Below are 17,101 nucleotides of genomic sequence, written 5' to 3'. Positions count from 1 at the left end.
CCTGCGAGCGCCGCGCCGAGCGCGCCGCCGATGAAGAACAGCCCGACGAACAGTCCGTTCAGGCGGCCGCGCGCGGCCGGGTTCAGCAGGTTGATCGCGCGGCGGCCGATCGTCTGGTCGACGATGACGCCCGCGTCGAGCAGCGCGGCGCCGCCGGCCAGCAGCGCGAGCGCGAGGCCGCGATGCAGGTGTGCGTCGAAGCCGAACCAGCCGGCGCCCGCGATGCCGAGCAAGACAAGCGCCACGAGCATCGTGACGTGCGCGATCCGCTGCGCGGCCGGGCCATGGCCGTGGTCGCCGGCACGGCCCGCGAGCGGCGTGACGATCGCACCGCTGGCGCCGGCGAACGCGAACAGCGCAATGCCGTGCAGGTCGAGGCCGAACGGCGGCTGCGCGAGCCGCAGCCCGACCGCGGTCCAGAATGCGCTGAACGCGGCCATCGCGAGCGCGGCCGACAGTGCATGCCGGCGCAGCACCGGCTCGTCGGCGAGCAGGCGCCCCATCGACGCAAGCAGCGTGCGGTAGCCGGCCGAGATCGACGGCGTGCGCGACGGCAGGCGCAGCGAGAGCACCACGGCGATCGCGGCATTCGCGAGCGCGGCCAGCACGTAGAACCCGCGCCAGCCGGCCGAGCCCGCGATCAGGCTCGCGAGCGGCCGCGACAGCAGGATGCCGAGCATCAGCCCGCTCATCACGTTGCCGACCGCGCGGCCGCGCTGCGCCTCGGGCGCCATCGACGCGGCCATCGGCACGAGCATCTGGATCACGCTCGACGCGGCGCCGGCCACGAGCGTCGCGAGCAGGAATACGGTGCCCGACCGCGTGAACGCCGGCAGCGCGAGCGCGGCCGCGCACGCGGCCAGCGTCGTGACGATCAGGCGGCGGTTCTCGAGCAGGTCGACGAGCGGGACGAGCAGCACGAGCCCGGCCGCGTAGCCGAGCTGCGGCAGCATCGCGACGAGGCCGGACAAGCCGGGCGGCAGGTGCAGGTCGGCGCTGATCGGGCCCGTCAGCGGCTGCGCGGCGAACAGGTCCATCACGATCACGCCGACCGTCGCGGCGAAGAACAGTGTCATGCCGGCGCTCAGCGCGGGCGGCGTGCCGGCCGGCGCGCTGACGGGTGGGCGCGCGGCGGCGGGGCAGGGGTTGGCAGGGCAGTTCATCGGAAGCCTGGCGAGTGGGTCGAAGAAGTCCCCATCGTAGGTGCCCGATGTTTATGCGACAATTGAAATATCTCTAACATGATTATGCGAGTTTGTTTTGAATACGCGTGATCTCCAGGCATTCGTCGCGGTGGTCGACAGCGGGTCGATGGTCGCCGCGGCCGCGAAGCTCCACCTGACGCAGCCGGGCCTGACACGGCGCGTGCAGAACCTCGAAACGCTGCTCGGCATGCCGTTGCTGGAGCGGCAAAGCAAGCCGCTGAAGCCGACCGCCGCCGGGCGCGACGTCTACGCGCTCGCGCGCAACGTGCTGGGCGCGGTCGACGAGCTGATGGCGGCGGGCGCGCCGGACAGCGAGCCGTCGGGCGAGCTGCGCATCGGCGTGCCGCCGTTCCTGTCCGAGCTGGCGCTCGAGCAGCCGATCGACCGGCTGCGTGACGCGTTTCCGCGCCTCACGCTGCGGGTGACGGCCGGCTGGTCGCCGGCGCTGATGCAAGGCGTCGAGCGGGGGACGCTCGACGTCGCGGCCGTCATGGTGCCGGCCAGTTCGACGCTGCCCGACACGTTCGCGTCGACGCTGATCGGCACGCAGCCGACGGTGCTCGTCGCCGCGCGCGACTACCCGCTGCCGGACGGTCCGCTGTCGATCGACACGCTGTCGGGTTTTCCGTGGGTGCTGAGCCAGGACGGCTGCGGGATGCGCTCGGCGCTGAGCCGCATGCTCGGCGCGGCCGGGCTGCCGTTCGACGTCGCGGTCGAGGCGTTCGGCTCGGAGCTGCAGTTGTCGCTCGTCGCGCGCGGCGCGGGCATCGGCATCGCGGCGCCGAACGCGCTGGCGCGCAGCGCGCATCGCGATGCGCTGAGGGTGGTGGAAACGGTGGGGCTGGAGACGCGGATCAACGTGTGGATCGTGCACGGCGCGCTGCCGGGCCGGCTGGTGCGGCCCGTCGCGCTGCTGCGCGATGCGCTGGGCGAAGTGCTCGACCGGGTAAACAGGGCGGGGTCAGATGCGGTAAAGGCGGTCTAGAGGCGACATTCGAGGGAAAATCCTTATTTTCTCTACGGAAATGTTGCATTGCGGAAACTGTTTCGCTATAGTTGCACCTGTCTCCTCCATGTCTCCTCTGATATGGATTCAGCCCGCCTCTTAGGCGGGCTTTTTTTTGCCTGCGATTTTGTCGCGGCCGTCCATTCGTCGTCCGTCGCTGCGCTCAGAACTTGTACGTCATCCCGACGTAGCTGATGATCGGGTCGGCCTTCAGGTCCGATTTCGACTCCGAGAGCACCGTGCCGTCGGCCGCCTTGATCGTCACCGTCGACGTCGTCTTCAGCGGGATGTACGTGACCGACGCGATCAGCCCGAAATGCTCCGTCATGTTGTACTGCAGGCCCGCGTTGAACACCGGCTGCCATGACGACGACGCCTTCGCCTCCACCGATGTCGTACCCGGCTTGCCCGCGCCCGCCGCGAGAACCGCGCCGAGGTTGTCCTGCGTCTGCTTGATGAAGTTCGTGTTGAGCTGCAGGTCGCTGAACCAGTTGTACGACACGCCGAGGCCGAGGAACGGCCGGAACTTCGCGTTCGCCGCCCCGAAGTAGTACTGCAGGATCGCCGCCGGGCTCCACTGCCGCACGCTCTTCACGATCGGGTTGACCGAGCCCAGCCCGATGTTCTGCGTGCCGAGCGCGCCGGCCGGGCCCGGCGGCTTGATCGTGCCCTGGCCCGAGACCTTGAACACCGGCGGCACGCCGGCCACCGATGTCACCGCGATATGGTCGGTCAGGAAGTGGCTGACCGTCAGGCCGACGGTGTCGGCGCCGCTCGTGTGCAGCCCGGTGCCCGGCGACGTGAACGACGGCGGCAGCCGCAGCGGCGTGTTGATCGGCGTCGGCGCGACGTTGGTCGTCATCGGCGTGCTGCTCTGCTGCGGCATGATGTGGAACCAGCCCAGCGTCACGACGTTGCTACCGGCGCTCTGCGCGTGCGCCGCGAGCGGCGCCACGGCGGCGGCGCCGGCCGCCGCGCAGAGAAGGGTCTTCTTCATCACGGCTCTTCCCTCCGCTTACTGGACGAATGCGCCGATCGTGAAATACGGCGTCGATCCCGCGTTGTCGAGGAAACCGAACACGCCACCCGTGAAGATGAACTTGCCGGTCGGCGACGTGCTGCCCGAGCCCGTGTGAATCGTCGTGACCGTGCCCGGCACCTTCTGCGTGTAGTCGAGATCGAGCGCGGTCGCGAGCGAGGCCTGCGACGCGTTGAACGGATCGAGCAGCGTGGCCTGCTTGTCGATCAGCGCGGTGGTCCGGTAGTCGAACTGGCTGTCGACGCCGATGTACTCGCCGTTCTGCGAGCCGAGCGCGACGGCCGTCTGCGGCGCGAGGATCGAGATGCTCGATTCGTCGTCGGCGGTGAGGCCCGGCACGCCGTTGGCGTCCGGCGTCGGGTTCGGGTTCGCGACGCCCGTGCGCACGAGGATCGGCACGAGCTGGTTGCGCAGCTTGCCGACGATCATGAAGCCCTTGCCCTGCGGCGTCGCCGACAGCGTCGGCTTCAGCTGGCTCGCGTAGTTGTTCGACTGGAACGCGCCGCTGCCGTCGGCCGACTGCACGAAGTTCGTGCCCTGCTGCGCGCAGGCGCCACCGGCGAACTGGCCGGTCGTGTCGCACTTGGTCCACGTGCCGTCCGCGTTGATCGTCACCTTCGCGTCGATCGACGCCGGCGCGAACTTCTGCGACGGCACTTCGCCGAAGCCGACGTGGCTGTACGTGCCCGCGACCTTCGTGATGTCGGTTTCGATCGACGAGAAGCCGATGAACGGGTAGTACGGGAACTTCGTATCGGGCACCGCGGCCTGGCCGAGCACGCCGTCGAACTGGATTTCCTTGCCGGGGATCGTGCCGCCCGCGACGCCGAAGCCGACGAAGATGCGTGCCGGACGCGACGCATCGAGGCTCGCGCCGTTCAGCCGGAACGCGCACTGGTTCAGCTTGTTGGTCGGCAGCAGCGTTTCCTGCGTGAGCGTGCCGCTGTCGACGGTGCCCGCGCGGGTCGGCGTGACGGTGCCGGTCTTTTGCGGCACCGCCGATTCGACATAGGTGACCTGCCAGGTCATCTTGGTCGTGTCGAGCTGGACTTTCGCGAGTTCGCCGCTGCCCGCGCCGCCCGTGAATACGGTGTTGTAGTCGAGCGTGGCGGGGCAGAGCCGGTCTTCGACGAGCGGGGGCGGGTTGTCGCCGCCGCTGCCGCTGCCGCCGCAGGCGGAAAGAAGGGGGGCGGCAAAGGCCGCCGCCAGAATGAGGTTGCGCTTCATGTTGCTCCTCCAGATTTGTCTTGTGCGGCGGCCAGCTCCCTGTCGGCCGCTTCTGTTGGTCGTGCTCGTCCTGCTTGCGCCGTGCCGAGCGCCTTCGTGCCTTCCCTGCGTCACGCGGCGGCGGCAGGCCGCCGCCGCGCCCTCGTCGCTACTTGCTGATCTGCGCGCCCACGCCGAAGTACGGGGTCGACGATGTCGTCGAATTCGCCGACGTCGGCGTGACGCCGCCGTTCACCGTGCCCTGGATCAGCGCCGCATACAGGCCGCCCGTCGCGATCACCACGCCCGATGCGGCCGAGCCGCTCTTCGGAATCGTCGTCGCGTTCAGCAGGCCCGGCGTCGCCTGGCCGTAGTCGAGCGTGAAGCCGTCTTCCTCGGCCTGCGTGCTCGGGTTGATGAACGACGCGTTGCTGCCGCGGATCAGCGCGGCCGTGTACTTGAAGTTCGAATCCGCGCCCGCGTAACCGCCGTCGATCGCGCCCGACGTGATCGCCGTCGCCGCGCCGAGCACCGCGATGCCCGATTCGTCGTCGACCTGCGCATCGAGGTGCAGCGGCGGCGTGCCGAGGTTCACGTTGCCCGTGCGTACGATCACCGGCACCGTCGCGCCGTTGAGCTGGCCGATCACCATGTGCGCGGTCGCCGACTTGCCGGTCGCGCCGGTCGGCAGCTGCGTCTGTGGCAGTATCTGCGGGGCCTTCGTGCTGTCGAAGTAGCCGCCGTTCGCGCTTGCCTTCCACGGGTCGCCGGTCGTCTGGCAGCCGCCTGAGCCGCTCGACGTACACGCGCCGTTCGTGTCGAACGTCTCGCTCGAGTTCGAACCCTTCGTCGCGTAGTTGCTCGACGGCACGAGGTGGTAGAGCAGCGCGTTGTACGTGCCCGGCAGCTTCGAGATATCCGTCGTCGTGTTTGCGAAGCCGAGGAACGGATAGAAGTCGAAGTGTCGCTTCGGCACCTGGCCGATGTTCTGGAGCACGCCCGGGATGATCGTCAGCCCGTCGTACTGGATCGTCGCGCCCGGAATGCCGCCGCCCGCGACACCCATGCCGACCAGCAGCATCGGCGGGTTCGCCTGGTTGAAGTCGGCGGCCGTCGAGTAGGTGGCGCCGCTCGGCGCCTTGCCCGTGCCGGGCGTCAGGATGAACGCGCAGCGCGTCTGCTCCGCGGTCGGCAGCACGCCGGTCGGCGGGTGCATGACTGCGCCGGTGATCGTCGTGCCGACGCGGCTCGGCGTGACCGTGCCGGTCGCGAGCGGAATCGGCGATTCGAGCCACTTGAGCGTGTAGGTCATCGCCACCGCGTCGATGTTGACGCTGACGATCTCGCCGCTACCGGCGCCGCCGAGGTACGTGCTCTTCACGATGTCGGCGTTGGCCGGGCACAGCGCACCGTTGATGGGCTGTGACGGCGGCGGCCCTTGCGTGCCGCAGCTGGATCCGGAACATTGGGGCGCATTGATCGGCGCGGGTGCGCCGCCGTCCCCCCCACCACATGCAACCAGGAAAGGGGCAATGGCAAAGGCCGTTGCCACCCCCTTCGATAAGGTGTGCGACATGCCGCTGTCTCCAATCGTTTAATTGTGCGAGCTAATGTCGCCGCCTTGATTTTTGCTGTCAATTGATGAACCCGTCTAAAAAAGGCGATTGAAACGGGCATCGTGTATTGAATCCTTGTCCGACACGGCATTCGGTAAGAATTAAAACGTGAGACCGGCTGCCGAAAGCGGCTGGAGTGGGGGATGTGCGACGCCGGACAGGCCGGCGCAGAGCCTTCCTGCGTATAACGGCAGCGTTTAAAGCGGCGGTATCCGGTTTATCCCTATTCGGGATTGACTGGATAAAGAAGGGGTGGGATTAATTCACTGGTAATCGCGCAATTGAAAGCTTGTAAATATTTGTAAATGCGCGATCCGCAATTTTTTATATATTGCCCGGCAGGGGTAAATAAAAAGCCGGCCAGTGGCCGGCTTTGCATTGCATGCGATGCTGAATCAGCGTTTGAGACCTGCGTCCTCGGCCGCGCCGATGCTCAGGTTCATGCACTGGATCGCGGCGCCCGATGCGCCCTTGCCGAGATTGTCGAGGCGCGCGACCGTGACGAAGCGCTCCGCGTTGCCGAACACGAACAGGTCGACCCGGTTCGTGTCGTTGTTCGCCTGCACGTCGAAGAAGCCGCCGTCGAGGTTCGCGTCCGCATCGAACGGCGCGACGCGTACGAATGCTTCGTCCGCGTAGTACTCGGCGAACACGCGCTGCACGTCCTGCGGCGTCGTGCGCTTCGCGAGCTGCTCGGGCGTGAAGTAGGTCGTCACCGCGAGACCCTTCAGGAACGGCCCGACGATCGGCGTGAAGATCGGCGGGTTCGCGAGGCCCGTGTGCGCGGCCATTTCCGGCAGGTGCTTGTGCGTGAGGCCGAGCGCATACGGCCGCGGGCTCGCGAGCTTGCCGCCCGGCGTGGCGTTTTCGTAGTCGGCGATCATCGACTTGCCGCCGCCGCTGTAGCCGGTGATCGAGTAGCTGTGCGCGGCGAACGTCGGTGCGACGATGCCTGCATCGACGAGCGGACGCATCGCGAGCACGAAGGCCGACGCGTGGCAGCCCGGTACGGCGATGCGCTTCGACGTGCGAATCTTCTCGCGCTGCGCGCGGGTCAGTTCCGGCAGGCCGTACGCCCAGTCGGCGCTGGTGCGGAACGCGGTGCTCGCGTCGATCAGCGTCGTGTTCGGGTTCTCGACGAGCGACGCCGATTCGCGCGATGCAACGTCCGGCAGGCACAGGAACGTGACGTCCGACGCGTTGATCAGGCGGCGGCGCTCTTCGACGTCCTTGCGCTTCGCTTCATCGATGCGCAGGATCTCGATGTCGCTGCGTGCCGACAGGTATTCGAAGATCTTGAGGCCGGTCGTGCCTTCCTGGCCGTCGACAAAAACTTTGGTGCTCATTTCGCTCTCACTGAATGAAACGGGGGCCCGCGCCCTGAATCCGCCATTTTAAGACGTCATCCGGCGGGCCTGCACCGCGCGGGGCGAAAAAAAGACGGCCGGCGGGCCGTCTTGTGTCCCTTTGTCGCCCGCCGGAGCGAGCGCCGGGGCGTACTCAGCCGCGGCCGGCGACCCACCGGGCGGTCGCTTCGGCAACCCGCCGGCCGAATGCCTTGCCGGTCTCGAGGTCGCCCGGCAGCGGGCCTTCGTCGGGCGTCGAATCGGCCGGCGACTGCGCGAGCAGGCCCGTCGAGCCGCCCAGGTAGTTGATGTCGTTGCGCGTGGCCGCCTTCGAGTTGGCCGGCATCAGGCTCGTGCCGACCCACACCATCCCATGCTGCATCGACAGCGTGACGAAATATTGAATCGTCGAGAACTTGTCGCCGTTCATCGTCGCGGAGTTCGTGAAGCCCGCGGCGATCTTGTCCTTCCATTTCTGCGTGAACCACGCTTTCGACGTCGCGTCGGCAAACTGCTTGAACTGCGCCGACGGGCCGCCCATGTAGGTCGGCGCGCCGAAGACGATCGCGTCGGCCGCGTCGAGCGCGGCCCAGCCCGCGTCGTCGACGTCGCCGACGGCGAGCAGACGCACGGTCGCGCCGGCGTCCTGCGCGCCCGCGTGCACGGCCTCGGCCAGTTTCTGCGTGTGACCGTAGCCGCTGTGATAGACGATGACGATGTTCGACATGAAGCGTTCTCCGGAAAGGAACGGGAACGGCGGACCGCAGGCTCGCCGCGTCATGCGTCGCCGGTGGGCGGCGCGACGGATCCGCGGCATGGCGCCGCGACCGGTGACGACGAGTCTAGCAAGCCGAAATGACGGGAAAGCACACGAGTGCGAAGGACGGCATTTCGCGGCGGCGGCAATCGCAGTGCGGCGGCGTGGCGGCGCGTCACGCCCGCCGCCCGTCACTGCCCGTAGTTGACCGTGAGTTGCGCGGTGCCGATCGCCAGCGTGCCGATCTCGTGCTCGAACATCGGCGCGGGGCGGCCCTGCGCGACGCGCAGGTCGTCGCCCTTGAGCGCATAGACGGTGATCACGTAGCGGTGCGGCTTGCCCGGCGGCGGGCACGGGCCGCCGTAGCCGTCGATTCCGAAGTCGTTGCGCGCCTCGCTCGCGCCGATGCGCCGCAGGAACCCGGACGCGCTCGCGTCGGCCGGCAGGCTCGTGACCGTCGCCGGAATGCCCGCCACGGCCCAGTGCCACCAGCCGTGCCCCGGCGCATCGGGATCGAAGACCGTGACCGCATAGCCGCGCGTGCCGGGCGGCGGGTTGTGCCAGGTGAGCTGCGGCGAGTGATTGCCGCCCTTGCAGTCGCCGCGGTCGAACACGTTCGCGGCGCGGACGCGCCCGCCCGGCGTCAGGTCGTCGCTCGTCACGGTGAACGGACCTTCCGCATGCGCGGGCAGGGCGGAGAGGACGGCGGCGTAGAGGAGGGCGGCGAGGAACGGCGACGGGCGACCCGATGGCGCAGGCGGAGTGATCCGGCGATCCACACGCATATGGCGCTTCTCCCGTCACGTGGGCCGGACCGATGCGTCCGGCGTTGTTGGCGTAGTGCGTTGCCTGCGCAGCTGATGGCAGCGATGGATCAAGTCTAGCATTAGGGTTCGATGAGCGATGCACGCCGCGACGCGTGGTCGCGATCGTTTCCTGCGCGGATCGACGGATGCAAAATCGGCGGACGAAAAAAAGCCGCCCGCGATGAAGCGGGCGGCTCGTTCAGCCAGGACGCCGGCCAGCGGGCCGGCGCGGCGTCAGTCCTTCGGGGACGTCGCGCCGCCGTGCGCCGCCGACCACTCGGCCGGTGCGTGCAGGAATTTCTCGACTTCGTCGAGCGTCTTCGTCTCGAAGTAGCCCGAGGCCTTCGCGACGCGCAGCACGTCCCACCACGTGGCGAGCGCGTGCAGGTCGACGTCGATGTCCTTCAGGACCGACACGCTTTCCTTGAAGATGTTGTAGTGGAACAGCACGAAGCAGTGGTTCACCGTCGCGCCCGCGGTGCGCAGCGCGTTGACGAAGTTGATCTTGCTGCGGCTGTCGGTCGTCAGGTCTTCCACCAGCAGCACGCGCGAGCCTTCTTCCAGATGGCCTTCGATCTGCGCGTTGCGGCCGAAACCCTTCGGCTTTTTGCGCACGTACTGCATCGGCACCATCATCCGGTCCGCGATCCAGGCCGCGAACGGGATGCCGGCCGTTTCGCCGCCCGCCACCGCGTCGATCTGCTCGAAGCCGATGTCGCGCGTGATCGTCGTTTCCGCCATTTCCATCAGCGCGCGGCGCACGCGCGGATACGAAATCAGCTTGCGGCAGTCGATATAGACGGGGCTTGCCCAGCCGGACGTGAAGATGAACGGTTTTTCTGCGTTGAAGTGCACTGCCTGTACTTCGAGCAGGATTTTGGCGGTCGTATCCGAGATCGACTGACGATCGTAGCCTGTCATGGGCATTCCTTGGGTGATGAGCGAAGAGCGGGCGCGGGCCCGGTGGCGCAGCAAGGGGAACCTGCCCAGGGGGCCGGGGCGCGATCGGAGGGCCAATCGCATCGCTGCGCGCGTAGCCGGCTATTTTACCCGATTCAGGCCGGTTTTCGGCGGAATTCGCGCGGGTTCGCCGCGCGGCTCACCACCGGCGAAACAAGTGGGGCCCGATCGCTCGCACGCTGATGCGGAGGATGCGGCGCTGCACCAACATGCGTCATTTAGGGGGTGTACACTAGGCGGCCCTTAGAAATCGTTCAGTACTTTGTACTTTCCTCTTGCCACCCGCCAAGGTTCGATGGCGTGCCGACCCGGCGCGTCGCGTGCCGTCTCGCAGTCGACCACCCCCTCGATTCAAGCAGACGCGGCCGAAGGTGCTGCGTACTGAACCGTCAATATTTCGCATGTCTCTCGCAGGTCAATCATGGACGAACAACTGAAGCAGGCCGCACTCGCTTATCACCTGAACCCGAAACCCGGCAAGATTTCGGTCACCCCGACCAAGCCGCTGTCGAACCAGCTCGATCTGTCGCTCGCGTATTCGCCGGGCGTCGCCGCAGCGTGCGAAGCGATCCACGCCGATCCGCTCGACGCGCAGAAGTACACGTCGCGCGGCAACCTCGTCGGCGTCATCACGAACGGCACCGCCGTGCTCGGCCTCGGCAACATCGGCCCGCTCGCCGCGAAGCCGGTGATGGAAGGCAAGGGCTGCCTCTTCAAGAAATTCGCGGGCATCGACGTGTTCGACATCGAACTGTCGGAGTCCGACCCCGACAAGCTCGTCGAGGCGATCGCGATGCTCGAGCCGACGCTCGGCGGCATCAACCTCGAGGACATCAAGGCGCCGGAATGCTTCTACATCGAGCAGAAGCTGCGCGAGCGCATGAAGATCCCCGTCTTCCACGATGACCAGCACGGCACCGCGATCATCGCGTCGGCCGCGATCCTGAACGGCCTGAAGGTCGTCGGCAAGAAGCTGTCCGAAGTGAAGCTCGTGTGCTCGGGCGCGGGCGCCGCGGCGATCGCGTGTCTGGACCTGCTGGTGAACCTCGGCCTCACGAAGTCGAACATCCTCGTCGCCGATTCGAAGGGCGTGATCTACGAAGGGCGCGGCAACCTCGATCCGTCGAAGCAGCGCTATGCGGCGACCACCGACGCACGCACGCTCGCCGACGCGATCGTCGGCGCGGACGTGTTCCTCGGCTGCTCGAGCGCGGGCGTGCTGAAGCAGGACATGGTCAAGACGATGGGCGACCGCCCGCTGATCCTGGCGCTCGCGAACCCGGAACCGGAAATCCGCCCGGAAGACGCGAAGGCCGTGCGCCCGGACGCGATCGTCGCGACCGGCCGTTCGGACTACCCGAACCAGGTCAACAACGTGCTGTGTTTCCCGTTCATCTTCCGCGGTGCGCTCGACGTCGGCGCGACGACGATCACGGAAGAAATGAAGCTCGCGTGCGTGCGCGCGATCGCCGAGCTGGCGCAGGAAACCGACCAGAGCGAGGAAGTCGCGAAGGCGTATGAAGGCCACTCGCTCGAATTCGGGCCGGACTACCTGATTCCGAAGCCGTTCGACCCGCGCCTGATCATCAAGATCGCGCCGGCCGTCGCGCAAGCCGCGATGGATTCGGGCGTCGCCACCCGCCCGATCCAGGACATGGACGCGTACCGCGAGCAGCTCGGCGCGACCGTCTACCGCACCGGCATGGTGATGCGTCCGGTGTTCGCCACCGCGAAGCAGAAGCAGGCCCGCATCGTGTTCGCCGAGGGCGAAGACGAGCGCGTGCTGCGTGCCGCGCAGTTCGTGCTGCAGGAAAAGATCGCGAAGCCGATCCTCGTCGGCCGTCCGTCGGTCATCGACATGCGCCTCGCGAAGATCGGCTCGAAGCTGAAGGCCGGCACCGATTTCGAGATCGTCGATCCGGAAGACGATGCGCGCTACCACCGCTACTGGCAGGCGTATCAGGAGATCGGCGCGCGCGACGGCGTGACGCCGGAAGTCGCGAAGGCCGCGATGCGCAAGTTCAATACGCTGATCGGCGCGATGCTCGTGCACCTGGGCGACGCGGACGGGATGATCTGCGGGATGATCGACACGTTCCACAGCCACCTGAAGTTCATCGAGCAGGTGCTGGGCCGTGCGAAGGGCGCCGAGCATTTCGCGGCGATGAACCTGCTGATGCTGCCGGGCCGCAACCTGTTCGTGTGCGATACGTACGTGAACGAACTGCCGAGCGCCGACCAGCTCGCCGACATGACGATCCAGGCCGCGGCCGAGATCGAGCGCTTCGGCATCGTGCCGAAGGCTGCGCTGCTGTCGAACTCGAACTTCGGCAGCGCGCCGTCGGCGTCGTCGCGCCGGATGGGCGAAGCCCGCAAGCTGATCGTCGAACGCGCGCCGAACCTGGAAGTCGACGGCGAAATGCACGGCGACGCGGCGCTGTCGGAACTGATCCGCAAGCAGGCCTTCCCCGGCACGACGCTGTCGGGCGAAGCGAACCTGCTGATCATGCCGAACGTCGAAGCGGCGAACATCGCGTACAACCTGCTGAAGATGGTCGGCGGCGAAGGCGTGACGGTCGGCCCGTTCCTGCTCGGCGCGGCGAAGCCGGCCCACATCCTGACGCCGGCCGCGACCGTGCGCCGGATCATCAACATGACGGCCGTTGCCGCCGCGAACGTGAACACGAAGTAAAGTCACGCCCGCGTGTGCCGCGCTTCGCGCGCGGCGCAATGAAAAACGCCACGGAACCTGCGTTCCGTGGCGTTTTTTCATGAAGCGACGTGAGCGGATAGCCGCTTACCGGCGGGCATCCGGCCGCGAATGCCCGCCGCGTGCCGTTACGCGACCTGCTGGTGCGACTGGCCGCCGGCAGGCGAACGCCACTTCGCGAGCAGCGTGTCCCACTTCACACGTACCGCGCGCAGGTTGTTCTCCTTCACGTGGCCATAGCCGCGAATGCCGTCCGGCAGCGCCGCGAGCTCGAGGGCGAGCGGGCGGTTGGCCGCGTTCAGCTTGGCGAGCACCTCGCCGATCAGCGCTTCGTACTCGCCGATCAGCGCGCGCTCGGTGCGACGCTCGTCGGTACGGCCGAACGGGTCGAGCGCCGTGCCGCGCAGGAACTTCGCTTTCGCGAGCATCCGGAACGCCGACATCATCCACGGGCCGTACGCCTTCTTCACGAGATGGCCGTGGGCGTCCGTCTTCGCGAACAGCGGCGGCGCGAGGTGGAATTTCAGCTTCCAGTCGCCTTCGAACTGCGCGGTCAGGCGCGCGAGGAATGCCGGATCGGACTGCAGCCGCGCGACCTCGTATTCGTCCTTGTACGCCATCAGCTTGAACAGGTTGCGCGCGACCGCTTCGGTCAGCTGCTCCTGCGCCGTGTCGCCGTCCGCCAGCGCACGCTCGGCCGCACGCACCTTGTCGACGAACGCCGCATAGCGTGCTGCGTACGCGGCATTCTGGTACGCGGTGAGGAATTCCACGCGCTTCGCGATCAGCGCGTCGACCGCCTTCTTCGTGTGCAGCGAAATCACCGTGGCGCCTTGCACGGGGCGCGCGTCGCCGGCCGCGGCCTGCTTCACGCTCGCCAAGTCATACGCGGCGCGGCGGCCCCAGTCGAAGGCCGCACGGTTCTTCTCGACCGATACCGCATTCAGCTCGATCGCGCGCACCAGCGACGCGAGCGTCAGCGGCAGCCAGCCCTTTTGCCACGCGTAGCCGAGCACGAACGGGTTCGTGTAGATCGCGTCGCCGAGCAGCGCGACCGCGAAGCGGTTCGCGTCGATGAAATCGACGGCTTCGCCTGCTGCCGCGCGGATGTCGTTCTCGGCGGACAGGCCCGGGAACGCCCAGTTCGGGTTCTTGATGAACTCGGCGGTCGGCGTCTGCGCGCTGTTGACGACCACGCGCGTCGTGTCGTGGCGCATGCGCGACGTGCACTCGTCGCCGGCCGTGACGATCGCGTCGCAGCCGATCACAAGGTCGGCCTCGCCCATCGCGATCCGCGTCGCATGGATGTCGGTCGGCGCGTGCGAGATCTGCACGTGGCTCATCACGGCGCCGCCCTTCTGCGCGAGGCCGGTGACGTCGAGCACGGTCACGCCCTTGTTTTCCAGGTGCGCGGCCATCCCGAGCAGTGCGCCGATCGTGACGACGCCCGTGCCGCCGACGCCCGTGACGAGCACGCCGTATGCGCGGTCGATGTCCGGCAGCGTCGGTTCGGGGATCGGCGGCAGTGCGTTGCCGTCGACCGACACGGCCTTCGGCTTCTTCAGCTGGCCGCCCTCGACCGTGACGAAGCTCGGGCAGAAGCCCTTCACGCACGAGAAGTCCTTGTTGCAGCTCGACTGGTTGATCTGGCGCTTCGTGCCGAATTCGGTTTCCAGCGGCTCGACCGACAGGCAGTTCGACTGCACCGAGCAATCGCCGCAGCCTTCGCACACCGCGTCGTTGATCACGACGCGCTTGGCCGGGTCCGGATACGTGCCGCGTTTGCGGCGGCGGCGTTTCTCGGTCGCGCAGGTCTGGTCGTAGATCAGGATCGTCGTGCCTTCGATCTCGCGCAGCTCGCGCTGCACGTCGTCGAGCTGGTCGCGGTGATGGATCGTCACGCCCGGCGCCAGCAGCGCCTTCTGGCTGTCGTACTTCTCCGGCTCGTCGGTGACGATCACGATCTTCTTCGCGCCTTCGGACGCGAGCTGGTGCGTGATCTGCGGCACCGTCAGCACGCCGTCGACCGGCTGGCCGCCCGTCATCGCGACCGCGTCGTTATAGAGGATCTTGTAGGTGATGTTCGCTTTCGACGAGATCGCCGCGCGCACGGCCAGCAGGCCCGAGTGGAAATAGGTGCCGTCGCCGAGGTTCGCGAACACGTGCTTCTCGTCCGTGAACGGCGCCTGGCCGATCCACGGCACGCCTTCGCCGCCCATCTGGCTGAAGGTGCTCGTGCTGCGGTCCATCCACACGGTCATGTAGTGGCAGCCGATGCCGGCGATCGCGCGCGAGCCTTCCGGCACGTTGGTCGACGTGTTGTGCGGGCAGCCCGAGCAGAACCACGGCTTGCGCTCGGTCTGCACGTGCGGCTTCGCGAGCGCCATTTCCTTCGCGTTGATCACGGCGAGGCGCGCGGCGATGCGCGCACGCACGTCGGACGGCAGCTCGAACTTCTCGAGGCGCGTCGCGATCGCCTTCGCGATGATCGCGGGCGACAGCTCGTAGTGCGCGGGCAGCAGCCAGTTGCCCATCGGCACCGACCATTCGCCGCCGGCGCCGTCCTTCTCGTCGAACTTGCCGAACACGCGCGGACGTTGCCCATCGGGCCAGTTGTACAGCTCTTCCTTGATCGCGTATTCGAGGATCTGGCGCTTTTCCTCGACGACGAGGATTTCGTCGAGCCCGCGCGCGAACGCCTGCGCGCCCTGCGCTTCGAGCGGCCACACGCAGCCGACCTTGTAGAGCCGGATGCCGATCCGCGCGCAGGTTTCGTCGTCGAGGCCGAGGTCGGTCAGCGCCTGGCGCACGTCGAGGTACGCCTTGCCGCCGGTCATGATCCCGAAGCGCGCGCTCGGCGAATCGATCTCGATGCGGTCGAGCTTGTTCGCGCGCACGTAGGCGAGCGCCGCATACCACTTGTAGTCGAGCAGCCGTGCTTCCTGCACGAGCGGCGGATCGGGCCAGCGGATGTTCAGCCCGCCTTCCGGCAGGATGAAGTCGGTCGGCAGCACGATCTCGGTGCGATGCGGGTCGATGTCGACCGATGCCGACGATTCGACCACGTCCGTCACGCACTTGAGCGCGACCCACAGGCCCGAGTAGCGGCTCATCGCCCAGCCGTGCAGGCCGAAATCGAGATATTCCTGCACGTTGGACGGGAACAGCACCGGCAGCCCGCAGGCCTTGAAGATGTGTTCGGACTGGTGCGCGAGCGTCGACGATTTCGCCGCGTGGTCGTCGCCGGCGAGCACCAGCACGCCGCCATGCTGCGACGAGCCGGCCGAGTTCGCGTGCTTGAATACGTCGCCCGTGCGGTCGACGCCCGGGCCCTTGCCGTACCACATGCCGAACACGCCGTCGTGCTTCGCGCCGGGGTACAGGTTCACCTGCTGCGAGCCCCACACGGCGGTGGCGGCGAGATCTTCGTTGAGGCCGGGCTGGAAGACGATCTGGTGGGCGGCCAGGTGCTGCTTGGCTTTCCAGAGCGACAGATCGAGGCCGCCGAGCGGCGAACCACGATAGCCGGAGATGAAGCCGGCGGTATTGAGACCGGCGGCGCGATCGCGTTCCTGCTGCAGCATCGGCAGGCGCACGAGGGCCTGGATGCCGCTCATGTACGCGCGGCCGCGTTCCAGTGTGTATTTGTCGTCAAGCGTGACGGACTTCAGCGCGGCTTCTAGCGACGCGCGTTGGCCTGCGTCTAGCGGGGCATTCATTAACTGTCTCCTCCACCCAGTTTGGGATCACCAAAACTCGACTGCTTCGGGCGTCTTGTGGACGCGTCGGCAGTGGCCGGCATATTGGCCGGTTTTAAGCGATGGTAGCACTGGGGCAAACCCGCCGCCCATCGGTTGGAATGCCGGTGGAGTGCGGCGCTGCGTCAAAAAAACAGGGCGGAACCATGCGTTACATCATGTAAAAGCATGTAAAGCCGGGTTCATCTGCTGGCAAATGCCGTTAATCTTGTCGGCCTGCCGGAGGTGCCCGGCCGCGTTGGCTGGTTTCGACGCAATCGGGGAGGCGCCGGCAGTTTTACAGGAGGTGCAATGAACACACGTCATATCCAGAGTTTCCTGATCGTGTCCGCCGCGTTTTTCTCGATGACCGGCCCGGTGCACGCGCGAGGCGCGAGCGCACTGGCGGCAGCCGGCGCGCAGATGCAGCAGATCGTGCCGGCCCAGGACGCCGTCGCGCAACCGTCGGCCGAGCGCGCCGTCGAGTCGAAGGCGAACGCGCGTTGATCCGCTCGCGCGGCCTGCGGGTCGCGCCGGAATGCAAAAAGGGCGGGAATCCGAGGATTCCCGCCCTTTTTCTTTGCGCTGACCCGTCCTGAAATAGGTTGACACTTTTTCGCTGAAACGAAGAGGTGCCAAGTGGAGCAAGAGATCAAGCGGACGCAGCGGGACTACAGCCTGGCTTTTAAGCTATCGGTGGTCGAGCAGGTCGA

General features: G+C 67.1%; 12 protein-coding genes. 3 read left to right on the top strand and 9 right to left on the bottom strand.

The features are described 5' to 3' along the window. Nucleotides 1-1,163, bottom strand: a 1,163-nt coding sequence (locus G3N98_RS32365; protein ID WP_206150471.1) for an MFS transporter, incomplete at its 3' end; no start/stop codon positions are given. A gap of 97 nt (nucleotides 1,164-1,260) precedes the next feature. Here G3N98_RS32365 and G3N98_RS32360 point away from each other — a divergent pair. After that, nucleotides 1,261-2,190 carry a LysR family transcriptional regulator gene (locus tag G3N98_RS32360; protein ID WP_206150470.1) on the top strand — a complete coding sequence of 310 codons (930 nt, stop codon included), beginning with the start codon at nucleotides 1,261-1,263 and terminating at the stop codon, nucleotides 2,188-2,190. A gap of 184 nt (nucleotides 2,191-2,374) precedes the next feature. Here the strand turns inward: G3N98_RS32360 and G3N98_RS32355 are convergent, their stop codons facing one another. The 7 genes from G3N98_RS32355 to G3N98_RS32325 all read right to left on the bottom strand — a co-directional run bounded on the left by G3N98_RS32355 (nucleotide 2,375) and on the right by G3N98_RS32325 (nucleotide 9,902). Continuing rightward, the gene (locus G3N98_RS32355; protein ID WP_089424272.1) at nucleotides 2,375-3,208 is read right to left on the bottom strand and encodes an OmpW family outer membrane protein; all 834 of its coding nucleotides are present in this window, start codon (nucleotides 3,206-3,208) and stop codon (nucleotides 2,375-2,377) included. 18 nt (nucleotides 3,209-3,226) lie between these two features. Continuing rightward, on the bottom strand, nucleotides 3,227-4,477 hold the full coding sequence (locus G3N98_RS32350) for a DUF2957 domain-containing protein (RefSeq protein WP_089424273.1): 1,251 nt from the start codon (nucleotides 4,475-4,477) through the stop codon (nucleotides 3,227-3,229). A gap of 148 nt (nucleotides 4,478-4,625) precedes the next feature. Beyond that, entirely contained in the window at nucleotides 4,626-6,032 is a 1,407-nt protein-coding gene (locus G3N98_RS32345; RefSeq protein ID WP_206150469.1) for a DUF2957 domain-containing protein, read from the bottom strand. 435 nt (nucleotides 6,033-6,467) lie between these two features. Next, on the bottom strand, nucleotides 6,468-7,418 hold the full coding sequence (argC, locus tag G3N98_RS32340; protein WP_089430475.1) for an N-acetyl-gamma-glutamyl-phosphate reductase: 951 nt from the start codon (nucleotides 7,416-7,418) through the stop codon (nucleotides 6,468-6,470). A 154-nt stretch (nucleotides 7,419-7,572) separates the two neighbouring features. Beyond that, nucleotides 7,573-8,145 (bottom strand): flavodoxin family protein, encoded by a 573-nt coding sequence (locus G3N98_RS32335; RefSeq protein ID WP_039366855.1) that lies wholly within the window; start codon nucleotides 8,143-8,145, stop codon nucleotides 7,573-7,575. Between the two features lie 221 nt (nucleotides 8,146-8,366). Continuing rightward, nucleotides 8,367-8,960 (bottom strand): YbhB/YbcL family Raf kinase inhibitor-like protein, encoded by a 594-nt coding sequence (locus G3N98_RS32330; protein ID WP_046547413.1) that lies wholly within the window; start codon nucleotides 8,958-8,960, stop codon nucleotides 8,367-8,369. Between the two features lie 255 nt (nucleotides 8,961-9,215). Further along, a complete protein-coding gene (locus tag G3N98_RS32325) occupies nucleotides 9,216-9,902 on the bottom strand; it encodes an orotate phosphoribosyltransferase (RefSeq protein WP_011350651.1) in 687 nt (228 codons plus the stop codon). A 460-nt stretch (nucleotides 9,903-10,362) separates the two neighbouring features. On the opposite strand from G3N98_RS32325, the gene G3N98_RS32320 reads away from it, so the two are divergent. Beyond that, entirely contained in the window at nucleotides 10,363-12,633 is a 2,271-nt protein-coding gene (locus tag G3N98_RS32320) for an NADP-dependent malic enzyme (RefSeq protein WP_206150468.1), read from the top strand. Between the two features lie 146 nt (nucleotides 12,634-12,779). Here the strand turns inward: G3N98_RS32320 and G3N98_RS32315 are convergent, their stop codons facing one another. Next, complete coding sequence (locus G3N98_RS32315; protein WP_089471987.1) at nucleotides 12,780-16,370, bottom strand: indolepyruvate ferredoxin oxidoreductase family protein; 3,591 nt, start codon at nucleotides 16,368-16,370, stop codon at nucleotides 12,780-12,782. A 330-nt stretch (nucleotides 16,371-16,700) separates the two neighbouring features. Between G3N98_RS32315 and G3N98_RS32310 the strand changes: the two genes are divergently transcribed. Next, nucleotides 16,701-16,895 carry a hypothetical protein gene (locus G3N98_RS32310; RefSeq protein WP_046547411.1) on the top strand — a complete coding sequence of 65 codons (195 nt, stop codon included), beginning with the start codon at nucleotides 16,701-16,703 and terminating at the stop codon, nucleotides 16,893-16,895. Nucleotides 16,896-17,101 lie beyond the last annotated feature (206 nt).

This window comes from Burkholderia sp. Tr-20390, from assembly GCF_017104595.1.
Lineage (GTDB): Bacteria > Pseudomonadota > Gammaproteobacteria > Burkholderiales > Burkholderiaceae > Burkholderia.
This window is presented reverse-complemented; position numbering and strand designations above follow the sequence as displayed.